General features: G+C 65.6%; 10 protein-coding genes and 3 rRNA genes. 5 read left to right on the top strand and 8 right to left on the bottom strand.

All coding sequences use genetic code 11. The annotated features are described in order from the left end of the window. Positions 1 to 2 precede the first annotated feature (2 nt). From OG257_RS23435 to OG257_RS23420, 4 genes are read left to right on the top strand one after another with little or no spacing between them, the layout of a single operon-like run. A complete protein-coding gene (locus OG257_RS23435) occupies positions 3 to 695 on the top strand; it encodes a DUF4129 domain-containing protein (RefSeq protein WP_329210395.1) in 693 nt (230 codons plus the stop codon). After that, a complete protein-coding gene (locus OG257_RS23430; RefSeq protein WP_329210393.1) occupies positions 692 to 1,933 on the top strand; it encodes a DUF4350 domain-containing protein in 1,242 nt (413 codons plus the stop codon). The genes OG257_RS23435 and OG257_RS23430 overlap by 4 nt, the downstream gene beginning before the upstream one ends. Beyond that, positions 1,930 to 2,949: an AAA family ATPase gene (locus tag OG257_RS23425; protein ID WP_443054470.1), complete on the top strand. Its 1,020-nt coding sequence runs from the start codon at positions 1,930 to 1,932 to the stop codon at positions 2,947 to 2,949. The genes OG257_RS23430 and OG257_RS23425 overlap by 4 nt, the downstream gene beginning before the upstream one ends. Positions 2,950 to 2,959: 10 nt before the next feature. After that, a complete protein-coding gene (locus tag OG257_RS23420; RefSeq protein WP_329210391.1) occupies positions 2,960 to 4,273 on the top strand; it encodes a DUF58 domain-containing protein in 1,314 nt (437 codons plus the stop codon). Positions 4,274 to 4,376: 103 nt separating this feature from the next. On the opposite strand, the gene rrf is transcribed toward OG257_RS23420, so the two are convergent. From rrf to OG257_RS23400, 4 genes are all read right to left on the bottom strand, one after another. Then, a 5S ribosomal RNA gene (gene rrf / locus OG257_RS23415) occupies positions 4,377 to 4,493 on the bottom strand. A 79-nt stretch (positions 4,494 to 4,572) separates the two neighbouring features. Beyond that, positions 4,573 to 7,697 (bottom strand): 23S ribosomal RNA (locus OG257_RS23410). A gap of 296 nt (positions 7,698 to 7,993) precedes the next feature. Further along, positions 7,994 to 9,519: ribosomal RNA gene (locus tag OG257_RS23405) — 16S ribosomal RNA — on the bottom strand. Together the 16S, 23S and 5S rRNA genes form the textbook arrangement of a ribosomal RNA operon. Positions 9,520 to 10,234: 715 nt before the next feature. Then, positions 10,235 to 11,242 (bottom strand): stage II sporulation protein M, encoded by a 1,008-nt coding sequence (locus tag OG257_RS23400; protein ID WP_329210390.1) that lies wholly within the window; start codon positions 11,240 to 11,242, stop codon positions 10,235 to 10,237. Between the two features lie 119 nt (positions 11,243 to 11,361). On the opposite strand from OG257_RS23400, the gene OG257_RS23395 reads away from it, so the two are divergent. After that, positions 11,362 to 12,309: an RDD family protein gene (locus OG257_RS23395; RefSeq protein WP_329210387.1), complete on the top strand. Its 948-nt coding sequence runs from the start codon at positions 11,362 to 11,364 to the stop codon at positions 12,307 to 12,309. On the opposite strand, the gene OG257_RS23390 is transcribed toward OG257_RS23395, so the two are convergent. From OG257_RS23390 to manA, 4 genes are all read right to left on the bottom strand, one after another. Then, complete coding sequence (locus OG257_RS23390; RefSeq protein WP_329210386.1) at positions 12,306 to 12,923, bottom strand: hypothetical protein; 618 nt, start codon at positions 12,921 to 12,923, stop codon at positions 12,306 to 12,308. The two genes, OG257_RS23395 and OG257_RS23390, sit on opposite strands and share 4 nt — an antisense overlap. Before the next feature lie 123 nt (positions 12,924 to 13,046). Beyond that, positions 13,047 to 14,504: an adenosylhomocysteinase gene (ahcY, locus tag OG257_RS23385; RefSeq protein ID WP_329210383.1), complete on the bottom strand. Its 1,458-nt coding sequence runs from the start codon at positions 14,502 to 14,504 to the stop codon at positions 13,047 to 13,049. Between the two features lie 272 nt (positions 14,505 to 14,776). Continuing rightward, positions 14,777 to 15,820 (bottom strand): cation diffusion facilitator family transporter, encoded by a 1,044-nt coding sequence (locus OG257_RS23380; protein WP_329210381.1) that lies wholly within the window; start codon positions 15,818 to 15,820, stop codon positions 14,777 to 14,779. Positions 15,821 to 15,907: 87 nt separating this feature from the next. Then, positions 15,908 to 17,074, bottom strand: a complete 1,167-nt coding sequence (manA, locus tag OG257_RS23375; RefSeq protein ID WP_329210379.1) for a mannose-6-phosphate isomerase, class I — start codon at positions 17,072 to 17,074, stop codon at positions 15,908 to 15,910. Positions 17,075 to 17,078: the final 4 nt, after the last annotated feature.

Raw genomic sequence — 17,078 nt, 5'->3', positions numbered from 1 at the left:
CGGTGACGGGGGCGGGGGGCACCACAGCAGCACAGCGGTTCATAAGGTCGGGCGAGGACATACCCGTGGACATCCCACGCGTCCCCGCCCGCGAAGCGGCACAGGACGAACTGTCCGACCCGATGTACCACGAACACGATCCGAACCTTCTCCAGCGCGGCCTCGACCGCTTCTGGGAATGGGTCGGCGACCTCTTCGAGGGTGCCACCGGATCCGCGCCTGGCGGCCCGCTCGGGCTCGTCGTCATCGCCCTCGTCGTCATCGCGCTGGGAGCCGCCCTCTGGTGGCGGCTCGGCACACCGCAGCGCACCGTCCGTCCGTCGGAAGCCCTGTTCGGCAGCAGCGCCCGCAGCGCGGCCGAGCACCGCACCGCAGCCGAGGCGCACGCGGAGGCCCACCGCTGGACCGAAGCCGTCCAGGAACGCATGCGGGCAGTCGTGCGCTCCCTGGAGGACCGGGCCGTGCTCGACCCGCGCCCGGGCCGCACCGCCGACGAGGCAGCCGCCGAAGCCGGCCGGCTCCTGCCCGCCCATGCCACCCGGCTCCGCACCGCCGCACGGGTCTTCGACGACGTCACATACGGGGGCCGTACGGCCGACCGGGCGGCGTACCTGAGCCTGCGCACCCTCGACCAGGACCTCGAGGACACCAAACCCCTGCTGACCGCTCCCACGTCCCCAGGGGCAGCCGGATGACCGAGGCCACGACCATCGCCACCACCTCCGCGTCCCGCACACCGCACCAGATCTGGCTCCGGGTCCGAGGCCTGCTCCTCGCCCTCCTCATTCTCGTCGTCGCGGGCATCACCTTCGCCGCTCTCAGCTCCGGCGACCAGCACGGCCGTCTCGATCCCCGCTCCGCGGACCCGTACGGCAGCCGGGCCGTCGCCGAACTCCTCAAGGACCGTGGCGTCTCCGTCAGCGTCGTCACAACGCTCGACGAGGCCACCGACGCGGCAGGGCCCGACACCACACTCCTCGTCGCCGGCCCCAACCTGCTGACCACGTACCAGCAGTACCGGCTCCGTACGGCCACCGGTGACACCGCGGGCCGCACCGTCCTCGTCGCCCCCGGCCCACCGTCCGTTGCCCGGCTCGCCCCCGGCGTGCGCGCGGTTTCCGCAAGCCGGGTGACCCCGCGCCCGCCGGACTGCGAACTCCCGGCCGCACGCACCGCCGGAACAGCCGACACGGGAGGCATCCGCTACACGACGGACGCCGACGGAGCCAACGCCTGCTACCCGGACGACGGGCTCCCCACCCTCCTGGTCCTCCCCGGCAGGGAAACCGGCGACACCGTCCTGCTCGGCTCCCCCGACATCCTCCACAACGACCGTCTCGACGAGGAGGGCAACGCCTCCCTCGCTCTCCAACTCCTCGGTTCCCGACCGCATCTCGTCTGGTACCTCCCCTCGCTGACTGATCCCTCCGCCGCCGAAGGCGGTGCGGACGACGGCACTGACGGCGGAAGCGAAGGCGGGGAGGACGAGTCGGCCGGCGAGAGCGGGTTCATCGACCTCATCCCCTCCGGCTGGCTCTGGGGAACGCTCCAACTCGCCCTCGCCGCAGTCCTCACGGCCATCTGGCGCGCTCGGCGCCTGGGCCCCCTGGTCACCGAGCGGCTGCCCGTGGCCGTCCGGGCCTCCGAGTCCACGGAGGGCAGGGCCCGCCTCTACCGCAAGGCGAACGCCCGCGACCGGGCCGCCGACGCACTGCGCTCCGCCACCCGCAATCGCATCGCTCCACTCCTCGGGGTGTCCTCCCGCGACACCGAGTCCCCCGAGGTCCTCCTGCCTGCCGTCTCCGCACGTCTCACCACCACGGACAGCGACCTCCGCACCCTGCTCTTCGGGCCGGCCCCGGCCGACGACGCCGCACTTGTACTCCTGACCGCCCAACTCGACGCCCTCGAAAGAGAGGTACGCACTTCATGAGCGCCCCGACCCCGGAGCCCAACGAGCCCGCGGTACCCGCAGGGGCCCCTGTGGCCCCCGCGATGCCCGACAGCGCCCGCGCATCCCTGGAAGCTCTGCGTTCCGAGATCGCCAAGGCCGTGGTCGGCCAGGACCCCGCCGTCACCGGACTCGTGGTCGCGCTGCTCTGCCGAGGCCATGTGCTGCTCGAAGGCGTCCCCGGAGTCGCCAAGACCCTCCTGGTCCGCGCCCTTGCCGCCTCCCTCGAACTGGACACCAAACGCGTGCAGTTCACGCCCGACCTGATGCCGAGTGACGTCACTGGCTCGCTCGTCTACGACGCACGCACCGCCGAGTTCTCCTTCCAGCCCGGACCGGTGTTCACCAATCTCCTGCTCGCCGACGAGATCAACCGCACCCCTCCCAAGACGCAGTCCTCCCTTCTGGAGGCCATGGAGGAACGCCAGGTCACCGTCGACGGCACCCCCCGTGCGCTGCCCGACCCCTTCCTCGTCGCAGCCACCCAGAACCCCGTCGAGTACGAGGGCACCTACCCGCTGCCCGAAGCCCAGTTGGACCGGTTCCTCCTGAAGCTGACCGTGCCCCTGCCCTCACGTGACGACGAGATCAGCGTCCTGACGCGTCATGCCGACGGGTTCAACCCCCGCGACCTCAAGGCGGCAGGCATACGGCCCGTGGCCGGCCCCGCAGATCTGGAAGCCGCCCGCTCCGCCGTCGCCAAGACCACGGTCTCCCCCGAGATCGCCGCTTACGTCGTGGATATCTGCCGTGCCACTCGTGAATCCCCCTCGCTCACCCTCGGGGCCTCCCCCCGAGGAGCAACCGCGTTGCTCTCCACAGCGCGCGCCTGGGCCTGGCTCACCGGCCGGGACTACGTCATCCCTGACGATGTGAAAGCCCTGGCACTCCCCACACTCCGTCATCGCATCCAGCTGCGACCGGAAGCGGAAATGGAAGGAGTCACCGCCGACTCCGTCATCACCGCTGTCCTCGCCCACGTCCCCGTCCCCCGATGAGGCGGTGACCATGGCCCTCACCGGACGAACCGCGCTGCTGGCCGCCCTGGGGTCACTCCCCGTAGGTATTTTTGCCCCCAGCTGGACAGGCATGCTCGCGGTCAACGCCCCTCTCTCCTTGGCAATTCTGTGCGACTACGCCCTGGCCGCGCCAGTGCGTACGCTGCAGTTCACCCGATCCGGTGATACATCCGTTCGACTCGGTGACGGCGCAGAAGTGCAACTCACCGTAACCAATACCTCGCGGCGCCGCCTTCGCGCACACCTCCGCGACGCCTGGCCCCCCAGCACCTGGAGCACCGAAGCCGAACAGGCTTCGTCCCGGCACGTGTTCACCGTCCCCGCCGGCGAACGACGTCGTCTCACGACGTTCCTCCGCCCTTCCCGACGTGGCGACCGCCGGGCAGAACGCGTCACCGTCCGGTCCTTCGGGCCGATGGGACTGGCAGCCCGACAAGGGAATCACCACGTCCCGTGGACGGTCCGGGTCCTGCCTCCCTTCACCAGCCGACGGCACCTGCCCTCGCGGCTCGCCAGGCTCCGCGAACTCGACGGCCGCACCAGCGTGCTCACCCGGGGCCAGGGCACCGAGTTCGACAGCCTGCGTGCATACGTACCGGGAGATGACACCCGGTCCATCGACTGGCGGGCCACCGCACGCCAGTCCGCTGTCGCCGTCCGCACCTGGCGCCCGGAGCGCGACCGCCACATCCTGATCGTCCTCGACACCGGTCGCACGTCGGCCGGACGAGTGGGCGATGTGCCCCGCCTCGATGCGGCCATGGACGCGACGCTGCTCCTCACGGCCCTGGCCACACGTGCGGGCGACCGCGTGAACCTCCTTGCCTACGACCGGCGCATCCGCGCCCAGGTCCTGGGCAGGGCCGCCGGGGGCGACGTCCTGTCGGCGATCGTCAACGCCATGGTCCCGCTGGAACCCGAGCTCGTGGAGACGGACGCCCGTGGTCTCAGCACAACCGCGCTGGCGACTGCACCGCGGCGCTCCCTGATCGTCCTGCTCACGAGCCTGGACTCCGCGCCCATCGAGGAAGGCCTGCTCCCGGTGCTACCGCAGCTCACCCAGCGGCACACGGTCCTGGTGGCCGCCGTCGCGGATCCTCATATCGAGGCGATGACTCGCGCCAGGGGCACAGTGGACGCGGTGTACGACGCGGCGGCCGGAACACGTACTCAGGCTCAGCGCCGCAGGACGGCGGATCAGCTCCGTCGTCATGGCGTCGTGGTCGTCGATGCCACTCCGGATGCGCTCGCACCGGCGCTGGCCGACGCCTACCTCGCGCTCAAGGCCGCCGGCCGACTTTAGTGCGGTGCCCGTGGTACCCGCGGCCCCTCAGGGGTCGCGGGTACGGGTTCTGAACGCAGAAAAGCCCCGTGCCACAAAGGCACGGGGCTTTCCCGGAATAATTGTTCGGCGGCGTCCTACTCTCCCACAGGGTCCCCCCTGCAGTACCATCGGCGCTGAAAGGCTTAGCTTCCGGGTTCGGAATGTAACCGGGCGTTTCCCTAACGCAATGACCACCGAAACACTATGAAATTAACCAACACCGGATGAAAACACGGCCGTTCGTTATTTCAGAACTAACACAGTGGACGCGAGCAACTGAGGACAAGCCCTCGGCCTATTAGTACCAGTCAGCTCCACCCGTTACCGGGCTTCCACATCTGGCCTATCAACCCAGTCGTCTACTGGGAGCCTTAACCACTCAAGGTGGTGGGAATACTCATCTCGAAGCAGGCTTCCCGCTTAGATGCTTTCAGCGGTTATCCTTTCCGAACGTAGCCAACCAGCCATGCCCTTGGCAGGACAACTGGCACACCAGAGGTTCGTCCGTCCCGGTCCTCTCGTACTAGGGACAGCCCTTCTCAATATTCCTACGCGCACAGCGGATAGGGACCGAACTGTCTCACGACGTTCTAAACCCAGCTCGCGTACCGCTTTAATGGGCGAACAGCCCAACCCTTGGGACCGACTCCAGCCCCAGGATGCGACGAGCCGACATCGAGGTGCCAAACCATCCCGTCGATATGGACTCTTGGGGAAGATCAGCCTGTTATCCCCGGGGTACCTTTTATCCGTTGAGCGACAGCGCTTCCACAAGCCACTGCCGGATCACTAGTCCCGACTTTCGTCCCTGCTCGACCCGTCGGTCTCACAGTCAAGCTCCCTTGTGCACTTACACTCAACACCTGATTGCCAACCAGGCTGAGGGAACCTTTGGGCGCCTCCGTTACTCTTTAGGAGGCAACCGCCCCAGTTAAACTACCCATCAGACACTGTCCCTGATCCGGATCACGGACCCAGGTTAGACATCCAGCACGACCAGAGTGGTATTTCAACGACGACTCCACAACCACTGGCGTGGCTGCTTCAAAGTCTCCCACCTATCCTACACAAGCCGAACCGAACACCAATATCAAACTATAGTAAAGGTCCCGGGGTCTTTCCGTCCTGCTGCGCGAAACGAGCATCTTTACTCGTAGTGCAATTTCACCGGGCCTATGGTTGAGACAGTCGAGAAGTCGTTACGCCATTCGTGCAGGTCGGAACTTACCCGACAAGGAATTTCGCTACCTTAGGATGGTTATAGTTACCACCGCCGTTTACTGGCGCTTAAGTTCTCAGCTTCGCACACCCGAAAGTGCACTAACCGGTCCCCTTAACGTTCCAGCACCGGGCAGGCGTCAGTCCGTATACATCGCCTTACGGCTTCGCACGGACCTGTGTTTTTAGTAAACAGTCGCTTCTCGCTGGTCTCTGCGGCCACCCCCAGCTCAGGAAGCAAGTTCCCTCACCAGTGATGGCCCCCCTTCTCCCGAAGTTACGGGGGCATTTTGCCGAGTTCCTTAACCATAGTTCACCCGAACGCCTCGGTATTCTCTACCTGACTACCTGAGTCGGTTTAGGGTACGGGCCGCCATGAAACTCGCTAGAGGCTTTTCTCGACAGCATAGGATCATCCACTTCACCACAATCGGCTCGGCATCAGGTCTCAGCCTTAATGTGTGACGGATTTACCTACCACACGGCCTACACCCTTACCCCGGGACTACCACCGCCCGGGCTGGACTACCTTCCTGCGTCACCCCATCGCTTACCTAGTACAAGTCTGGTTCATCGGCTCCACCACTACCCTCAACTCCGAAGAGATCGGGCCGGCTTCACGGACTTAGCATCGCCTGATTCAGTATTGGGCGTTTCAAAGCGGGTACCGGAATATCAACCGGTTGTCCATCGACTACGCCTGTCGGCCTCGCCTTAGGTCCCGACTTACCCTGGGCAGATCAGCTTGACCCAGGAACCCTTAGTCAATCGGCGCACACGTTTCTCACGTGTGTATCGCTACTCATGCCTGCATTCTCACTCGTGAACCGTCCACAACTCGCTTCCGCGGCTGCTTCACCCGGCACACGACGCTCCCCTACCCATCCACACGGGCGTTGGCCCTATATGTGTGAATGACACGACTTCGGCGGTACGCTTGAGCCCCGCTACATTGTCGGCGCGGAATCACTTGACCAGTGAGCTATTACGCACTCTTTCAAGGGTGGCTGCTTCTAAGCCAACCTCCTGGTTGTCTCTGCGACTCCACATCCTTTCCCACTTAGCGTACGCTTAGGGGCCTTAGTCGATGCTCTGGGCTGTTTCCCTCTCGACCATGGAGCTTATCCCCCACAGTCTCACTGCCGTGCTCTCACTTACCGGCATTCGGAGTTTGGCTAAGGTCAGTAACCCGGTAGGGCCCATCGCCTATCCAGTGCTCTACCTCCGGCAAGAAACACACGACGCTGCACCTAAATGCATTTCGGGGAGAACCAGCTATCACGGAGTTTGATTGGCCTTTCACCCCTAACCACAGGTCATCCCCCAGGTTTTCAACCCTGGTGGGTTCGGTCCTCCACGAAGTCTTACCTCCGCTTCAACCTGCCCATGGCTAGATCACTCCGCTTCGGGTCTTGAGCGCGCTACTAAATCGCCCTATTCGGACTCGCTTTCGCTACGGCTTCCCCACACGGGTTAACCTCGCAACACACCGCAAACTCGCAGGCTCATTCTTCAAAAGGCACGCAGTCACGACTGCTGTTCCGAAGAACAACAGCGACGCTCCCACGGCTTGTAGGCACACGGTTTCAGGTACTATTTCACTCCGCTCCCGCGGTACTTTTCACCATTCCCTCACGGTACTATCCGCTATCGGTCACCAGGGAATATTTAGGCTTAGCGGGTGGTCCCGCCAGATTCACACGGGATTTCTCGGGCCCCGTGCTACTTGGGTGTCTCTTAAACGAGCCGTTGATGTTTCAGCTACGGGGGTCTTACCCTCTACGCCGGACCTTTCGCATGTCCTTCGCCTACATCAACGGTTTCTGACTCGTCTCACAGTCGGCAGACTATGAAAAAGAGATCCCACAACCCCGTATGCGCAACCCCTGCCGGGTATCACACGCATACGGTTTGGCCTCATCCAGTTTCGCTCGCCACTACTCCCGGAATCACGGTTGTTTTCTCTTCCTGCGGGTACTGAGATGTTTCACTTCCCCGCGTTCCCTCCACACTGCCTATGTGTTCAGCAGTGGGTGACAGCCCATGACGACTGCCGGGTTTCCCCATTCGGAAACCCCCGGATCAAAGCTTGGTTGACAGCTCCCCGGGGACTATCGTGGCCTCCCACGTCCTTCATCGGTTCCTGGTGCCAAGGCATCCACCGTGCGCCCTTAAAAACTTGGCCACAGATGCTCGCGTCCACTGTGCAGTTCTCAAACAACGACCAGCCACCCATCACCCCGCCCTAACAGGCGAGTTCACTGGGGCCGGCAACCGAAGGCAGCCTTACGGCCATACCTTCAGATACCCAACAGCGTGCCCGACCCGACCGATCCTTCTCACTTTCCACGCCGAAGCAGTACTCGCAAAAACAACCTGTCGTGCCGAATAGTCAACGTTCCACCCATGAGCAACCACCGTCGAACATTTGCCGACGAAATGGTCTCTGGATTCCCCGAAGAGAATCTAGATGCTCCTTAGAAAGGAGGTGATCCAGCCGCACCTTCCGGTACGGCTACCTTGTTACGACTTCGTCCCAATCGCCAGTCCCACCTTCGACAGCTCCCTCCCACAAGGGGTTGGGCCACCGGCTTCGGGTGTTACCGACTTTCGTGACGTGACGGGCGGTGTGTACAAGGCCCGGGAACGTATTCACCGCAGCAATGCTGATCTGCGATTACTAGCAACTCCGACTTCATGGGGTCGAGTTGCAGACCCCAATCCGAACTGAGACCGGCTTTTTGAGATTCGCTCCGCCTCGCGGCATCGCAGCTCATTGTACCGGCCATTGTAGCACGTGTGCAGCCCAAGACATAAGGGGCATGATGACTTGACGTCGTCCCCACCTTCCTCCGAGTTGACCCCGGCAGTCTCCTGTGAGTCCCCATCACCCCGAAGGGCATGCTGGCAACACAGAACAAGGGTTGCGCTCGTTGCGGGACTTAACCCAACATCTCACGACACGAGCTGACGACAGCCATGCACCACCTGTATACCGACCACAAGGGGGGCACCATCTCTGATGCTTTCCGGTATATGTCAAGCCTTGGTAAGGTTCTTCGCGTTGCGTCGAATTAAGCCACATGCTCCGCTGCTTGTGCGGGCCCCCGTCAATTCCTTTGAGTTTTAGCCTTGCGGCCGTACTCCCCAGGCGGGGAACTTAATGCGTTAGCTGCGGCACCGACGACGTGGAATGTCGCCAACACCTAGTTCCCAACGTTTACGGCGTGGACTACCAGGGTATCTAATCCTGTTCGCTCCCCACGCTTTCGCTCCTCAGCGTCAGTAATGGCCCAGAGATCCGCCTTCGCCACCGGTGTTCCTCCTGATATCTGCGCATTTCACCGCTACACCAGGAATTCCGATCTCCCCTACCACACTCTAGCTAGCCCGTATCGAATGCAGACTCGGGGTTAAGCCCCGAGCTTTCACATCCGACGTGACAAGCCGCCTACGAGCTCTTTACGCCCAATAATTCCGGACAACGCTCGCACCCTACGTATTACCGCGGCTGCTGGCACGTAGTTAGCCGGTGCTTCTTCTGCAGGTACCGTCACTTGCGCTTCTTCCCTGCTGAAAGAGGTTTACAACCCGAAGGCCGTCATCCCTCACGCGGCGTCGCTGCATCAGGCTTTCGCCCATTGTGCAATATTCCCCACTGCTGCCTCCCGTAGGAGTCTGGGCCGTGTCTCAGTCCCAGTGTGGCCGGTCGCCCTCTCAGGCCGGCTACCCGTCGTCGCCTTGGTAGGCCATTACCCCACCAACAAGCTGATAGGCCGCGGGCTCATCCTTCACCGCCGGAGCTTTTAACCCCGTCCCATGCAGGACAGAGTGTTATCCGGTATTAGACCCCGTTTCCAGGGCTTGTCCCAGAGTGAAGGGCAGATTGCCCACGTGTTACTCACCCGTTCGCCACTAATCCACCCCGAAGGGCTTCATCGTTCGACTTGCATGTGTTAAGCACGCCGCCAGCGTTCGTCCTGAGCCAGGATCAAACTCTCCATGAATGTTTTCCCGTAATCGGGAGAGCACCATAAAAGAGCGGGACAACCAACCGGAATAGGGATGGTCATCCACAGCGTCCTCGCTGATGTTGCCTACCCGCCACATGGGCCAGTAGGACTTCAAAGGAACCACCAACCCACCGAAGTGGGCCGGGGTATCAACAAATTTGGCGTTGACTTTTGGCACGCTGTTGAGTTCTCAAGGAACGGACGCTTCCTTCGGTCCCGTTTCACCGGGGCCCTCCGGGCGCTTCCCTTCGTTCTTGCGTTTCCGACTCTATCAGACTCTTTCGTGTCCGATTCCCGGTCGAAGCGGGCCCCCTGCGAAGCAGGAGAATTGTTACTGCGCTTTCCAGTTCTTCGCTTTCGCGTTTCCCTTTCCAGCGGTTCCAACTTTACCAGACTCTTTTTCGTTCCGTTTCCGGTCCGAATTTGATTCCGGTGGCCTGTGGACTGGCCTTTGCCTTTCGGCTGACTCGACTTTATCAGAAGCAATTGAGCCGAAGCTAACCGGGTCAATGCTCGAAAGAGAGAAGAATCGATCGGCTCTTCGGGAATCTCGTCCCCGACAAGAGCGAGTTGAACTCTAACCGCCGCACCCGAACTTGTCCAGTTCGTTGCAACCGTTAAAATCTACCTCCCCACGCCGACTGTGTCAACAGTTTTTGCGGGCGAGGAGGACACTAGCAGGTCAGCAGGGGTGGACGCACATCGGCCTTCAGGCCGCAGAGGGCAACTCGGCGCTTCGTTCGACCGCTTCAAGATCACCCGTCTCGCCGGCCCTCACCGCTCGGCCCCCGAGGATGTAGACGTAAGCGAGAAAGAGCAGCTCAGCCGCGATCCCGATGGTGATCCGGGCCCAGGTGGGAAGCCCGGATGGGGTCACGAAGCCTTCGATGACTCCGGACACGAACAGGATCAGGGCGAGGCCGATGGCCATGCCAATGGCTGCCCGGCCCTGCTGGGCCAAGGCGGAGCGCCTGCTGAGAGGTCCTGGGTCGATCACGGTCCAGCCGAGGCGCAGGCCCGTACCTGCTGCCACGAAGACAGCGGTGAGCTCCAGCAGGCCGTGCGGCAGGACGAGCCCCAGGAACGTGTCCAAACGGCCGGCCGAGGACATCAGGCCGATGCCGACGGCAAGGTTGAGCACGTTGACGAAGAGGATCCAGATCACCGGTATGCAGAGGAACGCTCCCAGTACGAGGCACATCGCTGCGGCCTGGGCGTTGTTCGTCCACACCTGGGCGGCGAACGAGGCCGCCGGGTGGCTGGAGTAGTAGGTCTCGTACTCCCCACCGGGGCGGGTCAGGCTGCGGAGGTCCTCGGGGGCGGCTATCGCCGACTGGACTTCGGGGTGGGTGCCGATCCACCAGCCCATGACAGCGGCCAGAAGTACGGAGAGCACGGCCGTGGGGATCCACCAGTGCCGGGAGCGGTAGACCGCTGCGGGGAAACCGGCGGTCAGGAAACGTGCGGCGTCACGCCACGAGGCACGTCGGGTCCCCGTCACCGTGGAGCGGGCGCGGGCCACGAGCTGGGTGAGTCGCGCGGTGAGAAGGGGATCCGGGGCGCTGGACTGGATCAGGGAGAGGTGCGTCGCCGTGCGCTGGTAGAGGGCGACGAGTTCGTCCGCCTCGGCACCGGTCAGACTGCGCCCTCGGTGCAGAAGGTGGTCCAGGCGGTCCCACTCGGTGCGGTGGGTTGTCACGAAGACGTCGAGATCCATGGTCGGCTGCTGCTCCAGGCATGGGTGCGTACGGGTCCGTACTACTGCGGCGCGCTGCGGGTCAGCTTGGCAGACTGAGGTTCCGAGGGGCAGGGAAGGGCGGCGAAGGGTGGGCGGCGATGAATGAGCTCGTGACCGGGGATGCGGTCGTTCTGGGGTTGCAGCCGGCGAGACTGCCGAGCAGGGCGCTGGCGATCGCCATCGATCTTGCGGTGGTTCTGACAGTTTTTGTTCTGATATCCATCGGTCTCGCTGTGGCGACCGTGACGCTCGACGAGGCCGCGAGCGCGGCGATCGCCGTCGCCACCTTCCTCCTGGTGCTGGTGGGAGGGCCGATCGCCGTGGAGACGCTCAGCCACGGCCGTTCGCTCGGGAAGCTGGCCTGCGGCCTGCGCGTGGTGCGTGACGACGGCGGGCCCATCCGGTTCCGGCACGCGCTCGTGCGGGGGTCGATGGGTGTGGTCGAGATCCTGGGCACGTTCGGCGTCGTTGGATGCATCGCGTCGTTGGTGTCGGCGCGGGGACGGCGGCTGGGGGACGTGTTCGCGGGGACCCTCGTCGTACGTGAACGGGTCCCCACCGGGCGGGCGGTCGCCGTGCCGCCGCCACCGCCCTGGCTGGTGGGGCGCTTCGCACAACTGGATCTGTCCGCCGTGCCGGACGGCCTCTGGCTGGCGATTCGGCAGTACCTGACGCGGATGCACCAGCTCGACGCAGATGTGGGCGGGTCGATCGCGCAGCGGCTGGCGGACGATCTGGCCGGCCGTACGGGGGTCCCGGTTCCGCAGGGAGTTCCTGCGGCGGCGTACTTGGCGGCGGTCGTGAACGAGCGGCAGGCGCGGGACGTCCGGCGAGTCATGGCGGCTGCGCGGCGAGGTGCTCAGGGAACGGCACCGGCGCCGGTGCCGGTCCCGGTGCCGACGAACGCGGTACCCGCCGCAGGGCTCCTGCCCGCAGAGGTTTCCCGTCCCGTCGAGGGTGCAGCGTCCCCCGCGGTGCCGTCCGGTACGTCTCCGGCCGAGGCACCCGGCGGGCCGCCGGCGACCGGGTTCGCCCCGCCTGCCTAGTGGCTGCGCGGGGAGGGCGGGGTTTCCAGGTGCTCGAGCTCGATACCGGGAGCCGCGAGGACGACGTCCCCGGCGATGTGGACGGTGTGCCGGTCACCGGTGTCCAAGGCGCTTACCTGGTACTCGTCCACGATCAGGGACCCGTTGTCAGTGGCGTGCGCTTCACTCTTCACCAGGGCCCAGGACTGGTCGACAGTACGGGGGGCGAGGACCGGGTCCGTGAAGGTGACCAGGCGGACACGGGTCTCGGGGGAATCGGGGGTGAGGCGCAGGAGTCGTGCCGTGGCGACGAGGAACGCGGGGGACGTGCCGGAGAAGGCGTGGGCGCGGACATTGCCTTCGGTGGCGTGGGTGCCGCTCGGGTCGGTCCGTACCCAGGTGACGCCTTCGAGGGCGGCGCCGCGGATCTGCCAGCTCGCGGCGTGCAGTTGGAGGCGGATGGGGCGGCCGAGCTCGTCCAGGGCCAGGTCGACGGAGCCCAGGTGGTCGCCCGACGGGGCCGTGGTCTGGGATACGTAGCGCCAGCCGGAGGGGCCCGGGGCGCAGTGGAAGTGCTCTTCACCGAGGGGGGTGTGGTCGTGGAGGTCGTGGAGCGAATACCGGCCGCGGGGCATGGGGTCCTTCTGGTTCCTCGGGCTGTGCGGGGGCGGTACGGGGCAGGCCCCCGGCACGGGGGTGCGGGGGCCTGCGCTCGTACCTGCTGCCGATAGTCCGCCGGCCGGTGGCCGGCGGACCGCTCAGTAGCGGTAGAGGTCGGACTTGTACGGGCCTTCGACCGGTACGCCGATGTAGTCGGCCTGCTCCTGGCGCAGGGTCGTGAGCCGCACGCCCAGCGCGTCGAGGTGCAGTCGGGCGACCTTCTCGTCCAGGTGCTTGGGCAGCACGTAGACATCGGTCGGGTACGCCTCGGGCTTGGTGAACAGCTCGATCTGGGCCAGGGTCTGGTCCGCGAACGAGTTGGACATGACGAACGAGGGGTGACCGGTGGCGTTGCCGAGGTTCAGCAGACGGCCCTCGGACAGCACGATCAGGACCTTGCCGTCGGAGAACGTCCAGGTGTGGACCTGCGGCTTGACCTCGTCCTTGACGATGCCGTCGATCTTCGCCAGGCCGGCCATGTCGATCTCGTTGTCGAAGTGGCCGATGTTCCCGACGATGGCCTGGTGCTTCATCCTGGCCATGTCGCCGGCCATGATGATGTCCTTGTTGCCCGTGGTGGTGATGAAGATGTCCGCGGTCTCCACGACGTCGTCGAGGGTGGCGACCTGGTATCCGTCCATCGCCGCCTGCAGGGCGCAGATCGGGTCGATCTCCGTGATGATCACACGGGCGCCCTGGCCGCGCAGGGACTCCGCACAGCCCTTGCCCACGTCGCCGTAGCCGCAGACGACGGCGGTCTTGCCGCCGATCAGGACGTCCGTGGCCCGGTTGATGCCGTCGATCAGCGAGTGGCGGCAGCCGTACTTGTTGTCGAACTTCGACTTGGTGACGGCGTCGTTGACGTTGATCGCCGGGAAGAGGAGGGTGCCGTCGCGGTGCATCTCGTACAGCCGGTGCACGCCGGTCGTGGTCTCCTCGGTGACACCGCGGATCTCGGATGCCAGCTGGGTCCACTTCTGCGGGGACTCGCCGAGGGTGCGGTTCAGCAGGGTGAGGATGTACGCGTACTCCTCGCTGTCCGCGGTCGACGGGTCCGGGGCGGAGCCGGCCTTCTCGAACTCGACGCCCTTGTGGACGAGGAGGGTGGCGTCACCACCGTCGTCGAGGATCATGTTCGGGCCGCCGGTGGGGGTGTTGGGCCAGGTCAGAGCCCGCTCCGTGCACCACCAGTACTCCTCCAGCGTCTCGCCCTTCCAGGCGAAGACGGGCACGCCCGCGGGGGCGTCCGGGGTTCCGTTCGGGCCGACCGCGATGGCGGCGGCCGCGTGGTCCTGGGTGGAGAAGATGTTGCAGGAGGCCCAGCGGACGTCGGCGCCCAGGGCGACGAGCGTCTCGATGAGCACCGCGGTCTGCACCGTCATGTGCAGCGAACCGGTGATGCGGGCACCGGCCAGCGGCTGCGTGGCGGCGTATTCCTTGCGGATCGACATCAGGCCGGGCATCTCGTGCTCGGCGAGGGTGATCTCCTTGCGCCCGAAGGCGGCAAGAGAAAGGTCGGCGACCTTGAAGTCCTGGCGATTGGCGGCCGTCGTCATAACGGGCTGCTCCTCGTGATGGGTCGAGGGTGGGCTGGGCTGGCTCTGCGGCGGTGCGGGCACACGAATGCCCGGGTGATCCGCAGTGCAGTCCGTCGGAGGCCCTCTCTCCCTCGGCCGGCCCGCGCGTGCGAACCGATCGACCGCCATCAGCAGCGACGTCTGGTACTCCGACGAATCTACACCGAACGGCCCAGTGAGCCCCAGCCCGCCCGGGCATCGGGGGTCCCTCACGGGGCCGTCCGGCGCGATCCGGGCCGGTCCTCGACGGGTCAGTGGCCTGATTCGGCCGGGGAGTCCGGGGCGGACGGGGAGTCCGGGGCGGACGGACCATCGGGGCCCGCGGGGTCGACCGGTACCGGGCCGCCGGGGGACTTGCCCGGGTTGGTGCCGGCCTCGGCGGCTGCCTCGTTGTAGATGTCCGGCTCGAGGTAGATGACCCGGGCGATCGGGACGGCCGCACGGATCCGGGTCTCCGCCGCGTTGATGGCGGCCGCGACCTCGGTGGCGGACTCGTCGTGCCGGACCGCGATCTTGGCGGCGACCAGCAGCTCCTCCGGACCGAGGTGGAGCGTACGCATGTGGATGATGCGGGTGACGGTGTCCCCGTCGACCACCGCGCCCTTGATCTTCTCGACGTCCTCGACTCCGGCCGCCTCACCGAGCAGCAGCGACTTCGTCTCTGCTGCGAGGACGATCGCGATGACGATCAGCAGGATGCCGATGCAGAGGGTGCCGATGCCGTCCCACACACCGTCGCCGGTGGCCAGGGCCAGACTGACACCGACGAGGGCCAGGACCAGACCGACGAGCGCACCGAGGTCCTCGAGAAGGACGACCGGCAGCTCGGGGGCCTTGGCGCGGCGGACGAACTGCGTCCAGGAGAGCTTGCCGCGGGTCAGGTTGGACTCCACGATCGCCGTACGGAAGGAGAAGCTCTCGGCGATGATCGCGAAGACCAGCACGCCGACCGGCCAGTACCAGGCCTCGATCGCGTGCGGGTGCTTGATCTTCTCGTAGCCCTCGTAGATCGCGAACATGCCACCGACCGAGAACAGCACGATGGAGACGAGGAACGCGTAGATGTAGCGCTCGCGCCCGTATCCGAAGGGGTGCTGCGGAGTCGCTTCGCGCTGGGCCTTCTTGCCGCCGAGCAGCAGGAGGCCCTGGTTGCCCGAGTCCGCGAGCGAGTGGACGCTCTCCGCGAGCATCGACGACGAGCCACTGAAGAGGAACGCCACGAATTTGGCCACTGCGATCGCGAGGTTGGCGGCGAGTGCCGCCACGATCGCCTTGGTTCCGCCTGACGCGCTCATGGGTGCGTGGTGTCCCTTCCTCGGTGCTGCGGCACGGGCGCCGCGGTACGGCCGGACATTGTTGCAGCCGCTCGTGGGGACGTTACGTCAGACCACCACGGTGGCGCGGAAGACTGTTCCCGTACCGGACACTTCGACCGGTTCGTCCGCCGGGACGAAGACGGATTCGCCCGGTGCGAGGTCCAGTTCACCGATCCTGGGAGCGCCCGCCGTGCAGAGCAGGATCTGCGGGGTGGCAGCCGTCAGGGCGATGGGCGCTCCACCGGGCGACAGGGCGTAGCGCGACAGCCGGAATTCGTCGACCGGCGTCTCGTACAGCTCCTCGCCGGCGGGCGAGGCCTCGGGGCGCAGGATGCCGGGGTCGGTGGCCTCGAAGCGGACGATGCGCAGCAGTTCGGGGACGTCTACGTGCTTGGGGGTCAGTCCGCAGCGCAGCACGTTGTCCGAGTTGGCCATGATCTCGACGCCGAGACCGCCGAGGTAGGCGTGCGGCACGCCCGCACCGAGGAACAGGGCCTCGCCGGGCTGCAGTTGTACGTAGTTCAGCAGCATCGCCGCGATGACGCCCGGGTCTCCGGGGTAGTGATGCGCGATCTGGGCGTACGGGGCGTGGGCGCCGCCGAGCCGGTCGGCGGCCTCGGCCGCTTCGTGGACCGTGTGCGCCATCTCGTCCGGGTCGGCCGAAAGGATCGCGGTGAGGACCTCGCGCAGGGCCGCCTCCTCGGGGCGGGCGTGGAGCAGGTCCACGTACGGCTTGAGGGAGTCGACGCCGAGGGCCGCTATCGCCTCGGCCGCCTCCGCGGGCCTGCGGAAGCCGCACAGTCCGTCGAACGGCGTGAGCGCGCAGATCAGCTCGGGCTTGTGGTTGGCGTCCTTGTACGTGCGGTGGGGGGCGTCGATCGGGACGCCCCGGCTCTCCTCGTCCGCGTACCCCTGCTGTGCCTGTCCGAGGTCGGGGTGGACCTGGAGGGAGAGCGGCCCACCCGCCGCGAGCAGTTTCAGCAGGAAGGGGAGGCGGGGGCCGAACGCCGCGACGGCCGCCGGGCCCAGCTCGCGCTCGGGGTCGGCGGCGATGACGTCGGTGAGGGACTGCTCCGCGCCCGGGGGCCGGGTGAGACGGGAGGGGGCTCCGGGGTGGGCTCCCATCCACATCTCGGCCTGCGGTTCGCCGGTGGGGGCGATGCCGAGCAGCTCGGGGATGGCCGTGGTGGAGCCCCATGCGTAGGGGCGCACGGTGTTGGAGAGCCGGTCCATGGAA

It is taken from the genome of Streptomyces sp. NBC_00683, assembly GCF_036226745.1.
Classification (GTDB): Bacteria; Actinomycetota; Actinomycetes; order Streptomycetales; family Streptomycetaceae; genus Streptomyces.
This window is presented reverse-complemented; position numbering and strand designations above follow the sequence as displayed.